The 14,631-nt window shown below is 66.3% G+C and carries 13 protein-coding genes; 8 read left to right on the top strand and 5 right to left on the bottom strand.

Going from position 1 to position 14,631, the window contains the following annotated elements; translation table 11 throughout:
* Positions 1 to 178 precede the first annotated feature (178 nt).
* The 4 genes from lepB to era all read left to right on the top strand — a co-directional run bounded on the left by lepB (position 179) and on the right by era (position 2,980).
* Entirely contained in the window at positions 179 to 1,000 is an 822-nt protein-coding gene (gene lepB, locus H5V43_RS05905) for a signal peptidase I (RefSeq protein WP_025547367.1), read from the top strand.
* Positions 955 to 1,668 (top strand): ribonuclease III, encoded by a 714-nt coding sequence (gene rnc, locus H5V43_RS05910; protein ID WP_048578033.1) that lies wholly within the window; start codon positions 955 to 957, stop codon positions 1,666 to 1,668. The genes lepB and rnc overlap by 46 nt, the downstream gene beginning before the upstream one ends.
* A gap of 79 nt (positions 1,669 to 1,747) precedes the next feature.
* Positions 1,748 to 2,035 carry a GIY-YIG nuclease family protein gene (locus H5V43_RS05915; protein WP_099185773.1) on the top strand — a complete coding sequence of 96 codons (288 nt, stop codon included), beginning with the start codon at positions 1,748 to 1,750 and terminating at the stop codon, positions 2,033 to 2,035.
* A 36-nt stretch (positions 2,036 to 2,071) separates the two neighbouring features.
* Positions 2,072 to 2,980: a GTPase Era gene (gene era / locus H5V43_RS05920; RefSeq protein ID WP_025547371.1), complete on the top strand. Its 909-nt coding sequence runs from the start codon at positions 2,072 to 2,074 to the stop codon at positions 2,978 to 2,980.
* Between the two features lie 117 nt (positions 2,981 to 3,097).
* Here era and topA read toward each other — a convergent pair whose 3' ends face one another.
* The 3 genes from topA to plsY all read right to left on the bottom strand — a co-directional run bounded on the left by topA (position 3,098) and on the right by plsY (position 7,457).
* The gene (topA, locus tag H5V43_RS05925; RefSeq protein ID WP_025547373.1) at positions 3,098 to 5,650 is read right to left on the bottom strand and encodes a type I DNA topoisomerase; all 2,553 of its coding nucleotides are present in this window, start codon (positions 5,648 to 5,650) and stop codon (positions 3,098 to 3,100) included.
* 113 nt (positions 5,651 to 5,763) lie between these two features.
* Positions 5,764 to 6,846 carry a DNA-processing protein DprA gene (dprA, locus tag H5V43_RS05930; protein WP_099185771.1) on the bottom strand — a complete coding sequence of 361 codons (1,083 nt, stop codon included), beginning with the start codon at positions 6,844 to 6,846 and terminating at the stop codon, positions 5,764 to 5,766.
* Entirely contained in the window at positions 6,843 to 7,457 is a 615-nt protein-coding gene (gene plsY / locus H5V43_RS05935) for a glycerol-3-phosphate 1-O-acyltransferase PlsY (RefSeq protein WP_037481602.1), read from the bottom strand. The genes dprA and plsY overlap by 4 nt, the downstream gene beginning before the upstream one ends.
* Positions 7,458 to 7,640: 183 nt before the next feature.
* Here plsY and murI point away from each other — a divergent pair, with 183 nt between their 5' ends.
* Positions 7,641 to 8,444 carry a glutamate racemase gene (gene murI, locus H5V43_RS05940; protein WP_025547377.1) on the top strand — a complete coding sequence of 268 codons (804 nt, stop codon included), beginning with the start codon at positions 7,641 to 7,643 and terminating at the stop codon, positions 8,442 to 8,444.
* A gap of 153 nt (positions 8,445 to 8,597) precedes the next feature.
* Positions 8,598 to 9,818: a 5-aminolevulinate synthase gene (gene hemA, locus H5V43_RS05945; RefSeq protein ID WP_025547379.1), complete on the top strand. Its 1,221-nt coding sequence runs from the start codon at positions 8,598 to 8,600 to the stop codon at positions 9,816 to 9,818.
* A 146-nt stretch (positions 9,819 to 9,964) separates the two neighbouring features.
* Here the strand turns inward: hemA and H5V43_RS05950 are convergent, their stop codons facing one another.
* Positions 9,965 to 10,612, bottom strand: coding sequence for a class I SAM-dependent methyltransferase (locus H5V43_RS05950; protein ID WP_025547381.1), 648 nt, complete (start codon positions 10,610 to 10,612; stop codon positions 9,965 to 9,967).
* Entirely contained in the window at positions 10,612 to 11,829 is a 1,218-nt protein-coding gene (locus H5V43_RS05955) for a BtaA family protein (RefSeq protein ID WP_025547383.1), read from the bottom strand. Before H5V43_RS05955 ends, H5V43_RS05950 begins: the two co-directional genes overlap by 1 nt.
* Positions 11,830 to 11,962: 133 nt before the next feature.
* Here H5V43_RS05955 and H5V43_RS05960 point away from each other — a divergent pair, with 133 nt between their 5' ends.
* Together H5V43_RS05960 and H5V43_RS05965 are read left to right on the top strand one after the other, a co-directional pair.
* Positions 11,963 to 12,955, top strand: a complete 993-nt coding sequence (locus H5V43_RS05960; RefSeq protein ID WP_099185770.1) for a ligase-associated DNA damage response exonuclease — start codon at positions 11,963 to 11,965, stop codon at positions 12,953 to 12,955.
* On the top strand, positions 12,955 to 14,538 hold the full coding sequence (locus H5V43_RS05965; protein ID WP_025547386.1) for a cisplatin damage response ATP-dependent DNA ligase: 1,584 nt from the start codon (positions 12,955 to 12,957) through the stop codon (positions 14,536 to 14,538). The genes H5V43_RS05960 and H5V43_RS05965 overlap by 1 nt, the downstream gene beginning before the upstream one ends.
* The last annotated feature ends 93 nt before the right edge of the window (positions 14,539 to 14,631 follow it).

Raw genomic sequence — 14,631 nt, forward strand, 5'->3', positions numbered from 1 at the left:
CTTGCCCATCCTAGCCAAGTCGTTCCGCTATTGCACCGTTCGAGGGGAAAAATCGGGCTGCGGGGCAGCATGAAGTGACAACCCGTTGGTCTCTAGCCCGCTTGACGGCGGCTTTACTAACCCGCAAAAGCCGCGACGGCCTGTTTTCAGGGCGAATTGAAGGAAAAGACGACCAAGCATGAGCGCAAAATCCGAAACGCGGGATTTCCTCTGGTTTCTCGCAAAGCTGGCGGTGTTCGTCTTCGTCCTTCGCAGCTTCATCGTGTCGCCCTTCAACATCCCGTCGGAATCGATGCAGCCGCGCCTGCTGATCGGGGATTATCTGCTGGTGGCGAAATGGCCCTATGGCTATTCGCGCTATTCGCTGCCCTTCGGCATACCGCTGATCCCCGGCCGCATCTTCGCCTCGACGCCGCAGCGCGGCGACGTGGTGGTGTTCAAGGCGCCGCCGAACCAGAAGAACGACTATATCAAGCGCGTCATCGGCCTGCCCGGCGACATGATCTCCGTGCGCGGGGGCACCGTCTATCTGAACGGTCAGGCCATTCCGAAGCAGAAGGTGGCCGACCTCGTCATACCGGTGACGCCCAATATGGAGGATGCGGCGGCGAAGGAAGGCAGTCCGTCCCCCTGCTACCGCCCGAAGTTCGAGGAGGCCGTACCCGGCGGCCGCCAGTGCCGCTACCCCCAATATCGGGAGACGCTGCCGGGCGGCAAAAGCTACAATGTCCTCGACCTGGTGCCGGACGGCGCGGCCGACGACCGCGACACGGTGGTGGTGCCCGAAGGCCATCTCTTCATGATGGGCGACAATCGCGACCGCAGCGCGGATAGCCGCTTCCCGGCGGTCGACGGCGGCGGCATCGGCCTGGTTCCTGAGGAAAATCTGGTCGGCAAGGCGATGATCTCCGTCTTCTCGACCGACGGCAGCGCCAACTGGCTGCTGCCCTGGACATGGGTGTCCGCCGCGCGCTGGAGCCGCATCGGGGAAGGCTTTTGACGAAACCCGACACCGAAGGCTGGCTGAGCGCCCTGATCGGCCGCGCGCCGAAGGACCCGGCCGCCTTCAACCAGGCGCTGACCCATGGCAGCGCCCATGCGGTGAATTATGAACGGCTGGAATTTCTAGGCGACCGCATCCTCGGCCTGCTGATCGCGGAGTGGCTCTACGACCGCTTTTCGGGCGAACCCGAAGGCAAGCTTTCCCGCCGCTTCAACGCGCTGGTTTCCGGCGAGACCTGCGCAGAAGTCGCCCGCAGCGCCGGGGTTCCGGCTCATCTGGTGCTCGGCAAGCAGGCCCGCGACGATGGCGCCGCCGACAGCGACAATGTGCTGGGCGACGTCATGGAGGCGCTGATCGGCGCGCTCTATCTGGAGGGCGGCCTGGAGGAGGCCCGCACCCTCGTACGCCGTCTCTGGGCCGACCGCGTCGACACCCAGTCCAGCGCGCCCAAACACCCCAAGTCCGCGCTCCAGGAATGGGCGGCAGCCAACAAGCGCAAACCGCCGGAATATGCGATGACCGACCGCTCCGGACCCCACCACGCCCTGAAATTCACGGTAACGGTCAGCATCAAGGGCGCAGGCGAAGCAAGCGCGACGGGCGGCTCCAAGCAGGAAGCGGAAACCGCAGCGGCAAAGGCCCTGCTGGACAAACTGACCGCGTAAACCGCCCACAACTAAGTCCAAAACTCCACCCCGTTCGCCCTGAGCCTGTCGAAGGGCTTTTCTTTCTTCTGGAACGACATTGCCCTTCTGGACCTACCTCCTCCACTGCGCCGACCGCAGCTTCTACACCGGCCACACCGACAATCTCCAAACCCGCATCGCGCAACATGAGGCAGGCGCAATCCCTGGCCACACCCAAAACCGCCGCCCGATAAAACTGGTCTGGTCGCAAGAGTTCGGAACCCGTATGGAGGCGCTGGAAGCAGAGCGCCAAATCAAGGGCTGGAGCCGGGCCAAGAAACTTGCGCTCATCCGCGAGGATTGGAAACTCATCTCCACCTTGGCGCGCTCGAACCAGGAAAAGTAAAGCCCTTCGACAGGCTCAGGGCGAACGGAGTTAAATTTGGAAGGTTCAGAAGTTCAGCAACATTGCGGCGTCATCGCCATAGTCGGCGCCCCGAACGCTGGCAAATCCACGCTGGTCAACGCGCTGGTAGGCCAGAAGGTGGCGATCACCAGCCCCAAGGCGCAGACCACCCGCACCCGCGTCATGGGCGTGGCGATCGAGGGCGACGCGCAGATGGTGCTGGTCGACACCCCCGGCATCTTCGCCCCCAAGCGCCGCCTTGACCGCGCCATGGTGCAGGCCGCATGGGGCGGCGCGCAAGGGGCCGACCTGATCGCGCTGGTCGTCGACGGCAAGGCGGGCCTCGGCGCCAAGATGGAACCGATCATCAGCGCCCTCGCCGCCCGGCCGGAGAGGAAATGGCTGATCCTCAACAAGGTCGACATCGCCATCAAGGAAAAGCTGCTGGTCCACACCCAGCGGCTCTACGAACAGCTCGACATAGCGGAGACCTTCTTCGTCAGCGCGGCGACCGGCGACGGCCTTCCCGAACTCAAGACCGCCTTCGCCAGGGCTATGCCCGAAGGCCCCTGGCACTTCCCGGAGGATCAGGTTTCCGACGCCACCGACCGCATGCTGGCGGCGGAGATCACGCGCGAACAGCTCTATCACCAGCTCCACGCCGAACTCCCCTATGCCGCCGCCGTCGACACGGAAAAATATAGCGAGCGCGAGGACGGATCGGTCGAAATCCACCAGCAGATCCTCGTCGGCCGCTCCAGCCAGCGCGCCATCGTGCTGGGCAAGGGCGGCCAGCGCCTCAAGGAAATCGGCTCAAAGGCCCGCGCCGAACTGGCCAGCCTGCTCGGGGTCAAGGTCCATCTCTACCTCCACGTCAAGGTGAAGGAAGATTGGGAAGACGACCGCTTCATCTACCGCGACATCGGCCTGGATTGGGTGGAGTAAGCCAACCCGCTTATCAATCAGCGTCATTCCCGCGCAGGCGGGAATCCATCACCTGACCTTGCGCCAGGCACAATTTATGGGAGATGGATTCCCGCTTTCCGGGGATGACGAGCATAATTACTCCGCCGCTACCTTCTTCTTCGCAGGCGCCTTCTTGGCGGCAGGCTTCTTAGCTCCAGCTTTTTTCGCCGGCGCCTTCTTCCCCTTCTTCGCAGGCGCCGCCGCAGCCCGCGCATCGATCAGTTGCGCAGCCTCCTCCAGCGTCAGGGCATCCTGCTCGATGGTCTTGGGCAGCGTCGCATTGGTCGTGCCATCGGTCACATAGGGACCATAGCGCCCCGCCATCAGCTTGATCTCCGCTTCGGTGCGCGGATGCTTGCCCAGCACCTTCAGCGGCTCCCGCGACGAAGACCCACGCCCGCCCTTGTTCGCCGCATCGGCCAGCTTGGCCACGGCGCTGTTCATCCCCACCTCGAAAATCTCCGCGGTGGAGGACAGCCGCCCATATTTGCCGTCATGCAGCAGATAGGGCCCGAACCGCCCGATATTCGCCACGATGGGCTTCCCCGTCTCCGGATGCAGCCCGATCTCGCGCGGCAGGCTCAGCAGCTTCACCGCCCAGTCCAGCGTCAACTCGCCATCGGGCAAATCCTTGGGAATGGAGCCGCGCTTGGCCTCCTTGCCCTCGCCCATCTCGATATAGGGCCCGAACCGCCCGGATTTCCGGACGATGTCCTGCCCGGTCTCGGGATGCTGGCCCAGCACCTCCGGTCCCTTGTCCTCGCCATCCTTGTCACCGCCCGGCTGCCCGAACTTGCGCGTATATTTGCACTCCGGATAGTTGGAGCAGGCGATGAACGCCCCGAACCGCCCGCCGCGCAGCGACAATTGCCCGTCGCCGCACATCGGGCAGGCACGCGGATTGGACCCGTCCGCCTTGGGCGGGAACAGCATCGGCTCCAGAAACTTGTCCAGCTCGGACGTGATGTCGGAAGGCTTCTGCTCCATCACCTCGGCGGTCTTGGGCTTGAAGTCGCGCCAGAAGGCTTCCAGCACTGCCTGCCACTGGGCCCGCCCGCCGGAAATATCGTCCAGCTCCTCCTCCAGCCCCGCCGTGAAGTCGTAGGACACATACCGCTCGAAGAAACGCTCCAGAAAGGCCGTCACCAGCCGCCCGCTCTCCTCCGCGAAGAAGCGGTTCTTCTCGATCCGCACATAGTCGCGGTCCTTCAGCACCTGCAAAGTCGAGGCATAGGTGGAAGGCCGCCCGATCCCCAGTTCCTCCAGCTTCTTGACCAGCGACGCTTCCGAATAGCGCGGCGGCGGCTGGGTGAAATGCTGCTCCGCCGTCACCTTCTTCTTGGCAGGAGCGTCGCCCACGCCCAAGCGCGGCAGCAGCCTCGAATCATCGTCTTCCGCATCGTCGCGCCCTTCCTCATAGAGCGCCAGGAACCCCGGAAAGATCACCACCTGTCCGGTGGCGCGCAGCCCATGCTGCCCGGTCGCATCGACCAGATCGACGGTCGTCCGCTCCAGCCGCGCCGAAGCCATCTGGCTCGCCAGCGCCCGCTTGAAGATCAGGTCGTACAGCCGCGCATGGTCGCCCGACCCCACCTTGTCGCGCGAAAACTCGGTCGGACGAATGGCCTCATGCGCTTCCTGCGCATTCTTCGCCTTGGTCTGGTACTGGCGCGGCTTTTCGGGCAGATAGCCGCCGTCATAGCGCTCCGCGATCGCCTTGCGCGCGGCGGAGATGGCGCTGCCGTCCATCTGCACGCCGTCGGTCCGCATATAGGTGATCGCGCCATCCTCATAGAGCTGCTGCGCGATCCGCATCGTATGGCTGGCCGAAAAGCCCAGCTTGCGCGCCGCCTCCTGCTGCAAGGTCGAGGTCGTGAACGGCGGCGGAGGGTTGCGCGAAACCGGCTTGGTCTCGACCTTCTCGACGGTGAAGCGCCCGGCCTCCACATCCGCCTTCGCGGCCATGGCGTCGCCTTCCCTGCCGATGGTCAGCCGCTCGATCTTCTCGCCGCGCCAGCGCACCAGCCGCGCAACGAAACCCTGTCCGCCCTGCTCCATCTCGGCCGCGACCGACCAATATTCCTGCGGCACGAAGCTTTCGATCTCGCGCTCCCGGTCCACGACCAGCCGCAAGGCCACGGACTGCACCCGCCCCGCCGACTTGGCGCCGGGCAGCTTGCGCCACAGCACCGGCGACAGGGTGAAGCCCACCAGATAATCCAGCGCCCGCCGCGCCCGATAGGCGTCGATCAGATCCTCGTCCAGCGCGCGCGGCTGGGCCATCGCGTCGGTCACCGCCTGCTTGGTGATCGCGTTGAAGGTCACGCGGTCCACCTTCTGCGGCAGCGCCTTCTTCGCCCGCAGCACCTCCTGCACATGCCAGCTTATCGCCTCCCCCTCTCGATCGGGGTCGGTCGCCAGGATCAGCCGGGTCGCCTTCTTGGCTTCGTCGGCTATGGCCTTGAGCTGCTTGCCCTTGTCGCCATAATTTTCCCAACTCATGGCAAAGCCGTTGTCGGGGTCCACCGACCCGTCCTTGGGCGGCAGGTCGCGGATATGCCCATAGCTGGCCAGCACATGGAAATCGCCGCCCAGATATTTTTCGATGGTCTTCGCCTTGGCCGGCGATTCAACGATGACAAGCTGCATTCATGCCCCGGTTCAAATTGTCTCTCACGTACACGCGCGAGTCTGAAAGCTGTTTCCGCCCCCCGTCAAGCCGCAGCGATGCAGGCGGCATTCCGCACGGTCGGGACGCCCCGTCACGACAGGCTGACCTTCCCACCCGCATGCCGCTCCAGCCGGGCGGCGAGTTCCAGTTCCAGCAGCACGGTCTGCACCACGGCGGGGCCAAGGCCCGACAGCCTTATCAGTTCATCCACCGGCACGGGCGCCGGTCCCAGCAGCGCGACGACCGACGCCCGCTCCCGCTCGGCCACGTCGCCGGACGGCGGCTCGCCCGCGAAGTGGCCGCCGGGCTGCCGAACCATGCGCGGGTCGATGGCGCCGATCGCCTCGATCACGTCGGCGGCGCTCTGGACCAGCACCGCGCCCTCCCGGATCAACTGGTTGCACCCCTGGGCGCGGGGATCGAGCGGAGAGCCGGGCACCGCCATCACCTCCCGTCCCGCCTCCCCCGCCAGCCGCGCCGTGATCAGCGAACCGGACCGGGGCGCGGCTTCCACGACGAGGGTCCCCCGCGCCAGCCCGGCGATGATCCTGTTGCGCGCCGGGAACTGCCGGGCCAGCGGCTGCGTGCCCGGCGGATGCTCCGTGACCAGCAGCCCTTCCTCGGCCAGCCGCTCCTGCAGTTCCGCATTTTCGGGCGGGAAGGCGATGTCGATGCCGCAGGCGATGACGGCGATGGTGCCGCTCTCCAGCGCGCCCTGATGCGCGGCCGTATCGATCCCCCGCGCCAGCCCCGACACCACGACCGCCCCATGCTGTCCCAGATCCTGCGCCAGCATCCGGGCGAAGCGGCACGCCGCGGCGGAGGCGTTGCGCGCCCCTACCATCGCCACGCAATCCCGCGCCGCCAGCGATACGTCCCCGCGCACGATCAGGGCCGGCGGCGCGCCCTCCATCTGCTCCAGCAGGAAGGGGTAATCGGCATCGCCCATGATCAGGTAGCGGGCGCCAGCCGTCCGGCTGCGCGCGATCTCCTGCTCGACGATCTTCGCGTCCACGATGCTGGCCTTGCCGCCGCCGCGCGCCGCCAGATCGGGCACCGCGCGCAAGGCCTCGCCCGCCGTGCCGAAACGCGCCATCAACTGGCGGAAGGTGACCGGGCCGATGCGCGGCGAACGGATCAGGCGCAGGCGGTTGAACCGCTCCTGCTCGCTCATTCCCCGGCCGCCGCCTTTTTCGAAGCGCCCACCTTCGGCTCGGTTCCCCTGGCGAGCCGTGCGATATTCTCCCGGTGCCGCCACAGCACGATCAACGCGAGCGCCAGCGCAACGGGGACCAGCTCGATCCGGCCGAAGCACCACATGGCGACAGGCGCGCTGACCGCCGCGGACATGCCGCCGACCGACGACCATCTGGTTCCGAACAGCGCCCCCAGCCACACGGCCGCGAAGACGATCCCCGCCGGCCAGTACAGCGCCGTCACCACGCCCATCATGGTCGCCACGCCCTTGCCCCCGGCAAAGCGCAGCCAGACCGGATAGCAATGTCCGATAAAGGCCATGGCCCCGGCCATCGGCCCGCCACCATCGACCAGCGCCGCGCCGACCAGCACCGCCGCCGCGCCCTTCAGCAGATCGAGCAGCAGCGTCGCCGCAGCCAGCCCCTTTCGCCCGGTCCGCAGCACATTGGTCGCGCCGATATTCCCCGACCCGATCTTGCGCAGGTCGCCCGCCCCGGTGAGGCGCGTCAGCAGCAGCCCGAACGGGATGGAACCCAGCAGATAACCGATCAGCAGGACGAATGCGGGAAGTAGCCAGGGAGGAGTCATGATCTCGCCAAATTGGTTGCGGCGCGACCATAGCGTTCCCGGCGAACCGGGCAATGGCGAAGGTGACGAAATATGGGTCGGAATATCGGGGATGGGGGTTCCCGCCATCTAGCCCTTCCTCTCAAGGGGAGGGCTCTTGAGGGAAGTTGACAGGCCCGCCCCATGCCGCGACATGTCTGCCCGATGACAGTCGCACCCCATGCCCCCCTTCTTTTCTTCGATTCCGGCGTCGGCGGGCTTTCCATCCTTGGCCCGGCACGAAGCGCCCTGCCCAACGCGCCGGTCGTCTATGCCGCGGACAGCGCGGGCTTCCCCTATGGCACCAAGAGCGAGGCGGAGATCGCCGCCCGCGTGCCCGCCCTGCTCGGGCGGCTGGTGGAGCGCTACCGCCCGCGCCTCGCCGTCATCGCCTGCAACACCGCCTCCACCATCGCCCTGCCGGCGGTCCGCGCCGCGCTCGACATCCCCGTTGTCGGCACGGTACCGGCAATCAAGCCTGCCGCCCTGCTCTCGCAAAGCCGGGTATTCGGCGTGCTCGGCACCGACGCCACGGTGCGCCAGCCCTATGTCGACAGGCTCGCGGCCGAACATGGCGCCGACTGCACGGTCCTGCGCCATGGGTCGGCCGCGCTCGTCCAGCTTGCCGAGGCGAAACTGCGCGGCGAACCGCTCGATCCCGCCATTGCGCGGGACGCGCTGGCCGGCCTGTTCGACCAGCCGGGCGGCGATCGGATGGACATAGTGGTCCTCGCCTGCACGCATTTTCCGCTGGTGGAGGCCGAACTGGCCGCCGCTTCGCCCCGGCCGCTCAGATTCGTGCACGGCGGTGAAGGAATTGCGCGCCGCATCGCCTATCTGACCCAGGGGCAGCCATGGCCGTCCGAACCGCAGCCCGGAACCGCGGTCTTCACTCGCCTGGACGAGAGCGTGGAGCCACTCCGCCCAGCGCTGGAAGGCTATGGCTTGCAACGGATCGAAGGACTTTGAAGGGGTGGACCTTTGGTCCAATCGCAAGTCCTTCTATCAGTGTGATAGGTAATTCTCCCTAAGGCTGCGAGCGTTTATCACTGGTAATAGGCCAAAACAGCGGATAAATGCCCCTCTAAAGAGGGGATGCGGGAATAGGGACTGGGCGTTCAAGTGAACTACAAGCACATCTTCACGCAGGCGATCGACCGGCTCCATAGCGAGGGCCGCTATCGCGTGTTCATCGACATCCTGCGCAACAAGGGCGCCTTCCCCAACGCCCGCTGCTTCCACGGTCATAACGGGCCCAAGCCCATCACCGTCTGGTGCTCCAACGACTATCTCGCCATGGGCCAGCATCCCAAGGTCGTCGCCGCGATGGAAGAGGCACTGCACGATGTCGGCGCGGGCTCCGGCGGCACCCGCAATATCGGCGGCAACACCCATTATCATGTCGATCTGGAGGCCGAACTGGCCGATCTGCACGGCAAGGAAGGCGCGCTGCTCTTCACCTCGGGCTATGTCTCGAACGAAGCGACGCTCTCGACCCTCGCCAAGATCCTGCCCGGCTGCATCATCTTCTCCGACGAGCTGAACCATGCCTCGATGATCGCGGGCATCCGCAATTCGGGCTGCGAGAAGCGCGTCTTCCGCCACAATGACGTCGATCATCTGCGCGAACTGCTGGCCGCCGAAGACCCGGAAGCGCCCAAGCTGATCGCCTTCGAAAGCGTCTATTCGATGGACGGCGACATCGCCCCCATCGCCGCGATCTGCGACCTGGCCGACGAATATAACGCCCTCACCTATCTGGACGAGGTTCATGCAGTCGGCATGTACGGCGCGCGCGGCGGCGGCATTTCGGAACGGGACGAGGTCGCCGATCGCGTGACCATCATCGAAGGCACGCTGGGCAAGGCGTTCGGCGTGATGGGCGGCTATATCGCGGCCGACCAGATGATCGTCGACGTGATCCGCAGCTATGCGCCCGGCTTCATCTTCACCACCTCCCTCTCCCCCGTGCTGGTCGCCGGCGTGCTGGCCAGCGTCCGTCACCTCAAGCAGTCGAGCGAGGAACGCGAGGGCCAGCAGGCGTCCGCCGCGACCCTGAAGCGCCTGATGGCGGAAGCCGGCCTGCCGGTGATGCCGTCGGTGACGCACATCGTCCCCCTGATGGTGGGCGACCCGGTGAAGGCCAAGCGGATCAGCGACATATTGCTGGCGGAATATGGCGCCTATGTGCAGCCCATCAACTATCCCACCGTCCCGCGCGGCACGGAGCGCCTGCGCTTCACGCCCGGACCGGCGCATACCGAAGCAATGATGCGCGAACTGGTCGATGCTCTGGTGGAAATCTGGGACCGGCTCGAACTGGAATTCAAGAAAGCGGCCTGACCGGCAACCGCGCGAGTTCCGCTGGAGGCGCTGCCCTCATTTCCCCTCCCGCAGGCGGGGGCTGGGATGGGTCGGCGCAACATCAGCGGCAATTTCCAGCGGCCAGGCCGGAATTCGCAACCCCGATCCGGGAACCGGCCGAAAACTCACAGCCGGATCAACCCACCCCTGACCGCATAGCCCCGATACAGGCTCCGGCTATGCGCAAAGCCCCCCATGTCCGCCGCCACCCTGCCGATCGCCTGCCTGAATTCCGCCCGCGGCGACACATGAAAGCGCGCCAGCCACCCGAACAGCGCCCGCTTCCACAAGCCCGGCAGACCATCCTGCTGCCCGAAGTCGACAATCTCCAGCTTGCCGCCATGCGCGACGCAACCCGCCGCCTGCCCCAGAGCCGCTTCCCAGTCCGGGATCATGGACAGCGCATAGCTGATGAACACCCGCTCGAACCGTTCCCTCCCGAACAGCGCCTCTGCATCGAACGCACAGGCATCCCCCTGCGCCAGCACGACGCGATCCCCCAGGCCCGCCTTCGCCACGGCTTTGCGCGCCGTCCCCAGCATCGCCTCGGAAATATCGACGCCATAGAGCCGCGCCTCCGGCCAGGCCTTGCCCACGGCGATCAGATTGCGTCCCGTGCCGCAGCCGATCTCCAGCACCGCCCCACCGCGCGGCGGCGCCAGGTCGGCAATAAGCCCATCCCGCCCCAGCAGGTAGAATTTCCGCGACAGGTCGTAAATGTGCCGCTGATGCCGATAGACGCTGTCCATCAGCCCGCCATGCCCGCCCGTCATCACGCCCTCCCCAGCACATAGAGGTGGACGCCGCCATAAATGGCCGACCGGTCCCGCGCCGTATATTCCCGCGATTCCTCCGCCCGATAGTCCCAGCGCGACAACAGCGCATCGTCGACCCGCCCCGGCAGGATGCTCGGTTCGCCCGCCGTCCGGAACAGCACCCGCGCATTTTGCTTCGCCGTTCGCGTGATCTGGGCCCAGAGCGCGTTCAACTGCGCATCGTCCATCCAGTCCTGCGCGTCTAGCAAGATGTAGCGATCGACGGACCCCGCCTCCTGCGACACGAGAAAGTCGGTGAAGTTCACATGCCGGACATCCACCCGCCCGGCGCGTTCCACCACGGCCGCATGGTTCGCGGCCTGCAAATAGGGCGGCAATGGCCCCTCGCCGCCGGCATAACCCCGCCCGAAAGCCTGCACCGCGAAATAATTGTCCTTGAGGTCGAAGCCGCAGGCCAGCTTTTCCAGCCGCGCCTTCAGCACGCCGTCCATCCGCGCGTCCCCGGCCAGCGCCTCATATTGCGCGGGCGGGATGCCCAGGCCGAAGAGCGAAGCCGGCTGGCTCGTCAGCCACCGCATGAAGGCGCTGTCGAACACCGGCGCCAGCTCCCTTTCGAAGATCGCCCGCTGCTCCTCCCGCGATTTCGCATCCAGCATCCGCCGCGGATCGACGCCATGCAACCGCGCCAGCAGATGCGCCGCGCCGATGAAGCGCCCCAGCAGCCCATGCCTGTAAATCCCCCGCGCAAAGCCGCCGATCCGCCGCCGCCCGATGAAATCCCGCCCCTCCCAATAGCGCCGCGTGGCGTCGTCCAGCACCGGCGCCACGAAGGTGCGATAGGCCGCCAAATTCTCTCTGCAATCCGCCCTGGCGAAGAAGCGATGGAAGGCCCGATGGTCCGGCAATGCCTGCGCCGCCGCCAGCTTCAGCCGGTTGAGCGCGACATGCGCGGTGTTGAGGTCGACCGCTGTGATCTTCGCCGGATCGGCCGTCAGATAGCTCAGCACATTGCACCCGCCCGAAGCGATGGTGACGACATGGCTGTCCGGCCCGATCGCCAGCGCTTCCATGTCGACCTCCGGATCTTCCCAGATCTGCGCATAGACAAGGCCCCGGAACGCAAAGGTGAAGGCCCGCTCCAGCAGGCCCTGTTTCGACAGATGCCGATGCCGGTGCACCGCGCGGGTAACATTCTGGTGAGCCGTAGATGCCATGTGCCGCGCCTCCTCGCTGCCGGTCGTCCGGCGGCGCATAGGGCAACGGCATGTCGTGCCCATGACGATCGGGTTACGGCAATATGAAGGCCCTTGCGGAACCAAGCGGCGCATTCCACCTTCTTCCACAGCAATGCCTCACTGGATCGAACCCCACCCCACCGGCATCTATGTCCGCCCGGCCGATGCCTGGATCGATCCCTCCGTCCCGCAGGAACGCGCGCTCGTCACCCATGGCCATGCCGATCATGCGCGCGGCGGCCACGGCCATGTCTGGGCGACGGAGGAAACGCTGGCGATCATGGCCCTGCGCTACGGCACCGCGTCGGGCACGGCGGTGCCCTATGGCGAAGAAATCCGCATGAACGGCGTCACGATCAGCTATGTGCCCGCCGGCCATGTCCTCGGTTCCGCCCAGATCCTGCTGTCCCACGCTGGCGAGCGGGTAGTCGTCACCGGCGACTACAAGCGCCGCCCCGATCCCACCTGCAAAGCCTTCGAACCCGTCCCCTGCGACATCTTCGTCACCGAAGCCACATTCGGCCTGCCGGTCTTCCGCCATCCCGACACGGGCAGCGAGGTCGACCGCCTGCTCGCCGCCCTGCACGCCCATCCCGACCGCTGCGTCCTGGTCGGCGCCTACGCCCTGGGCAAGGCGCAGCGCCTGATCTGCGAACTGCGCGCCCGGGGCCATCACGACCCCATCCACATCCATGGCGCGCTGGAGAGGATGTGTGCGCTCTATGAACAATTCGGCATCGCCCTGGGCGAACTGCGCCCGGCGACCGGCCTCCCCGCCGGGGACATGCGCGGCCGCATCGTCGTCTCGCCCCCATCCGCCCTCAACGACCGCTGGAGCCGCCGCCTGCCCGACCCGATCACCGCCATGGCGTCGGGCTGGATGCGCGTCCGCCAGCGCGCCCGCCAGCGCAATGTCGAACTTCCGCTCATCATCTCCGACCATGCCGACTGGGACGAGCTGACCGACACCATCCGCGAGGTGGCCCCATCGGAAACCTGGATCACCCACGGGCGGGAGGAAGCCCTGCTCCACTGGTGCATGACCCACCAGATGCGCGCCCGCGCCCTTGCCCTGGTGGGCCGCGAAGACGAGGATGAAGGCTGATGCGCGCCTTCTCCCGGCTTCTCGACGGCCTCGTCTACACCCGCTCCCGCAACGGCAAGCTGGACCTTATCGCCAGCTACATGCGCAGCGCCCCCGACCCGGACCGGGGCTGGGCGCTCGCCGCCCTCACCGGCAATCTCGACCTGAAAGCGGTCAAGGCTTCCACCATAGCGGAAATGACCCGCGCCCGCGTCGATCCGGTCCTTTTCGAAATGAGCCGGGACTATGTGGGCGACCTCGCCGAAACCGTGGCCCTCCTCTGGCCCAAGGCGGAGGACCAGCCGCCGGAGGTGGACGACGGCTCCCTCACCCTATCCGCCATAGTCGACCGCCTCCACGCCACCAGCCGCGCCGCCGCCCCGACGACCCTGGCCCGGATGATGGACCATCTCGACGCCTCCGGCCGCTTCGCCCTGCTGAAGCTCGCGACCGGCGGCCTGCGCGTCGGCATCTCCGCCCGGCTCGCCAAGACCGGCTTCGCCCAGGCCTTCGGGCTCGACGTCGACGATGTCGAGGAATGCTGGCACGCTCTGGCCCCACCCTATGCCGACCTGTTCGCCTGGGCGGAGGGCAGGTCGGACCGCCCGGATCCCGCCGGCACGCCCTTCTTCCGCCCCTTCATGCTCGCCCATCCGCTGGAGGCCGAAAGCGTCGACCTTTCCGACTATGCCGCCGAATGGAAATGGGACGGCATCCGCATCCAGATCGTCGGCACGGGCGCGCAGACCCGCCTCTACAGCCGCGCCGGAGACGACATCACCGGCAGCTTCCCTGACATAGCCGAAGCCTTCCGCCATCATGCGGTGCTGGACGGGGAACTGCTCGTGAAAGGGGAGTTTCAGGGCGGAGAGGCTGCCAGCTTCAACGCCCTCCAGCAACGCCTCGGCCGCAAGGCGGTGACGGCGAAGATGATGGACGATTATCCCGCCTTCGTCCGCCTCTACGACATATTGCTCGACGCGGAGGAGGACCTTCGGCCGCTCCCCTGGGAACAGCGCCGCCTCCGCCTCGAAGCCACCGTGCCCCAGCTGGACCCGCACCGCTTCGACATCTCGGCCCTCATCGAAGCACCCGATTTCGACAGCCTGGCGGAAATACGCGCCGGCGCCCGCGACGCCGCGATCGAGGGCGTGATGCTCAAGCGCCGCGACAGCCCCTATGTCGCGGGGCGCAAGGCCGCGCTCTGGTATAAATGGAAACGCGATCCGCTGACCGCCGACTGCGTTATGATGTACGCGCAGCGGGGCCATGGCAAACGCTCCTCCTTCTATTCCGACTATACCTTCGGCTGCTGGACGGCGGATGGCGAACTGCTGCCCGTCGGCAAAGCCTATAGCGGCTTCACCGACGAGGAGCTGAAATGGCTCGACCGCTTCGTGCGGACCAACACGGTCAACCGCTTCGGCCCGGTGCGGGAGGTGGAAAAGTCGCTGGTGCTGGAGGTCGCCTTCGACAGCATCCACGAAAGCAAGCGGCATAAATCGGGGCTGGCCATGCGCTTCCCCCGGATCGCGCGCATCCGGAAGGACAAGCCTGCGCATGAGGCGGATACGGTGGAGGGACTAAGACGGTTGGTGAACTGACGCGCGCCGCGCCTGAACCTGAAGGGGACGGGCCTATGGCCGAAAATCACCCGATTCCCCCAATTCCCTTCCAGTCCCAATGCCTCTAGGCTC

The organism is Sphingobium fuliginis (assembly GCF_015074805.1).
Lineage (GTDB): Bacteria > Pseudomonadota > Alphaproteobacteria > Sphingomonadales > Sphingomonadaceae > Sphingobium > Sphingobium fuliginis.

Coding starts and splice junctions, on each gene's coding strand:
- lepB (WP_025547367.1), top strand. CDS start 179: ATGAGCGCAAAATCCGAAACGCGGGATTTCCTCTGGTTTCTCGCAAAG.
- rnc (WP_048578033.1), top strand. CDS start 955: ATGGGTGTCCGCCGCGCGCTGGAGCCGCATCGGGGAAGGCTTTTGACG.
- topA (WP_025547373.1), bottom strand. CDS start 5,650: ATGCAGCTTGTCATCGTTGAATCGCCGGCCAAGGCGAAGACCATCGAA.
- dprA (WP_099185771.1), bottom strand. CDS start 6,846: ATGAGCGAGCAGGAGCGGTTCAACCGCCTGCGCCTGATCCGTTCGCCG.
- plsY (WP_037481602.1), bottom strand. CDS start 7,457: ATGACTCCTCCCTGGCTACTTCCCGCATTCGTCCTGCTGATCGGTTAT.
- murI (WP_025547377.1), top strand. CDS start 7,641: ATGACAGTCGCACCCCATGCCCCCCTTCTTTTCTTCGATTCCGGCGTC.
- H5V43_RS05950 (WP_025547381.1), bottom strand. CDS start 10,612: ATGACGGGCGGGCATGGCGGGCTGATGGACAGCGTCTATCGGCATCAG.
- H5V43_RS05955 (WP_025547383.1), bottom strand. CDS start 11,829: ATGGCATCTACGGCTCACCAGAATGTTACCCGCGCGGTGCACCGGCAT.
- H5V43_RS05960 (WP_099185770.1), top strand. CDS start 11,963: ATGCCTCACTGGATCGAACCCCACCCCACCGGCATCTATGTCCGCCCG.
- H5V43_RS05965 (WP_025547386.1), top strand. CDS start 12,955: ATGCGCGCCTTCTCCCGGCTTCTCGACGGCCTCGTCTACACCCGCTCC.